Source organism: Actinocrinis sp., assembly GCF_035946395.1.
GTDB lineage: Bacteria > Actinomycetota > Actinomycetes > Streptomycetales > Catenulisporaceae > Actinocrinis.
Genome location: NZ_DASYZI010000450.1, coordinates 1 through 2,179 on the forward strand (window position 1 = coordinate 1; position 2,179 = coordinate 2,179).

At 68.3% G+C, this 2,179-nt stretch carries 2 protein-coding genes and 1 pseudogene; all 3 read right to left on the minus strand.

Annotated elements, in window-relative coordinates; all coding sequences use genetic code 11:
* On the minus strand, positions 1-1,254 hold a 1,254-nt coding region (gene argH, locus VGS97_RS28665; protein ID WP_326856809.1), incomplete at its 3' end, for an argininosuccinate lyase.
* 148 nt (positions 1,255-1,402) lie between these two features.
* On the minus strand, positions 1,403-1,954 hold the full coding sequence (locus tag VGS97_RS28670; protein ID WP_326856810.1) for an arginine repressor: 552 nt from the start codon (positions 1,952-1,954) through the stop codon (positions 1,403-1,405).
* Positions 1,951-2,179 (minus strand): annotated as a pseudogene (locus VGS97_RS28675) (hypothetical protein); the annotation flags it as partial. The gene VGS97_RS28670 and the pseudogene VGS97_RS28675, both read right to left, overlap by 4 nt.

Here is a 2,179-nt window from a genome sequence, read left to right on the forward strand (position 1 = left end):
CAGATCCTGGTCGGTGAGGTCGGAGAGTTCGATGTCGCGCTGCTCGCAGTAGCGGACCGCGGCGCCGGCGATCTCGTGCGCCTCGCGGAACGGGACGTGCTGCTTCACCAGCCACTCGGCGACGTCGGTGGCGAGCGAGAAGCCCTGTGGAGCGAGTTCGGCCATGCGCTCGCCGTGGAAGGTCATCGTCGCGATCATGCCGGTGAACGCCGGGAGTAGAACGGTGAGGGTATCCACGGAGTCGAAAACGGGTTCCTTGTCCTCTTGCAGATCGCGGTTATACGCGAGTGGGAGCGCCTTGAGCGTGGCGAGCAGGCCGGACAGGTTGCCGATGAGGCGGCCGGTCTTGCCGCGGGCGAGTTCGGCGACGTCCGGATTCTTCTTCTGCGGCATGATCGACGAACCGGTGGCATACGCGTCGTCGAGCGCGGCGAAGCGGAACTCCCGGGTCGTCCAGAGGATCACCTCTTCGGCGATGCGGGAGACGTCGATGCCGATCATCGCGGTCACGAAGGCGAACTCGGCGGCGAAGTCGCGGGATGCGGTGCCGTCGATGGAGTTCGCGGCGCTGCTGGTGAAGCCGAGTTCGTCGGCCACGCCTTGGGGGTCCAGGCCCAGGGTGGAGCCGGCGAGGGCGCCGCTGCCGTAGGGCGAGCTGTCGGTGCGCCGATCCCAGTCACGTAGCCGGTCGACGTCGCGGCCAAGGGCGTGAACGTGCGCCAGCAGATGGTGTGCGAGCAGGACCGGTTGAGCGTGCTGAAGGTGCGTGCGGCCGGGCATGGCGACGTCGAGGTGCGCGCTGGCTTGGTTTGTGAGGGCTTGTTGGAGGTCGGTGACGAGGCTCGCGATGACGCGGGCTTGGTCGCGCAGGTACATCCGACCGAGCGTGGCGATCTGATCGTTGCGGGAGCGGCCCGCGCGCAGTCTGCCGCCGAGTTCCGGGCCGACGCGTTCGATCAGGCCACGCTCCAGGGCCGTGTGGCAGTCCTCGTCGGCGAGAACGGGGGTGAAGGCGCCGGATTCCACGTCGGTCTGAAGCTGGTCGAGGCCTTTGAGCATGTCTGCGAGTTCGGCATCGGTCAGCAGGCCTGCGCGGTGCAGTGCGTGAGCGTGGGCGCGCGAGCCGGCGAGATCGTAGCTCGCCAGCCGCCAGTCGAAGTGAACACTGGCGGACAGCGCCGCCAGCGCGTCACTCGGACCGCTGCTGAACCGGGAACTCCACAGCAGCTGTGTCTTCGTGGTGTGCTCAGTCACGGTCAGCCCTTCTGATCACCGGTTGCGATGCTCCGTTGCGAGCGATCTTCGCCGCCGCTTCGGCCGAGTTCTGGACAGCGGGCGGGGACGACGTGCTCGGTCACGGTTGTTCCATTCTCGGTTCGCACTCGGTGCGAGGGTCGTCGGGTCAACCGCGCTGGGCGGCGTGGATCAGCTGGCGGGCCAGGTCGGGGCCGCCGGTCGGCTCGCGGCAGATCACCAGGACGGTGTCGTCGCCGGCGATGGTGCCCATGACGCTGGCGGTGACGCCGTAGTTGTCGGCGTGGTCGATGGCCGAGGCGAGGAACTGCGCGGCGCCGGGCGGAGTACGCAGCACGACCAGGTTCGCCGAACCCTCGGCCGTGACCAACAGCTCGCTGAGCAGCCGCTTGAGCCGTGCCTCCAGGACGCTGGCCTCGCGGGCGATCTGCGGGGCGCCATCGCCGCCTTCGCTGCGCAGGGCGTAGACGAGGGTGCCGTCACGGTCGCGGATGCGGACCGCACCGAGTTCGTCGAGGTCACGGGAGAGCGTGGCCTGGGTGACCGAGTAGCCCTCCTCGGCGAGCAGTTCGGCCAAGCCGGTCTGCGAGCGCACCTTGTGCTTGCTGAGCAGGTCGGCAATCCGCTGATGGCGGGCTCGGCGGGTGTTGACGGTGGTCAGCGCGCCGAGGGCCGGCTGGTCGTCCTGGTCTTCGTTCATCGTCGGGGGCCTTCAGGGTTGCCAGTCGCTTCGGCGGCGTGGCGTTCGGCGGCGCGTTCGATCAAGCTGCGTTCAATCGGGCTACGTTCAATTAAAAACGTGAGGAGCGCCTTCTGGGCGTGCAGCCGGTTCTCGGCCTCGTCCCACACGACGGAGTGGGGGCCGTCGATGACCGAGGCGGCGATTTCCTTGCCGCGATAGGCCGGCAGGCAGTGCAGGACGATC

What these genes read in the sequence shown, in the direction of transcription:
- VGS97_RS28670 (WP_326856810.1), bottom strand. Translation starts at nt 1,954, where the DNA reads ATGAACGAAGACCAGGACGACCAGCCGGCCCTCGGCGCGCTGACCACC.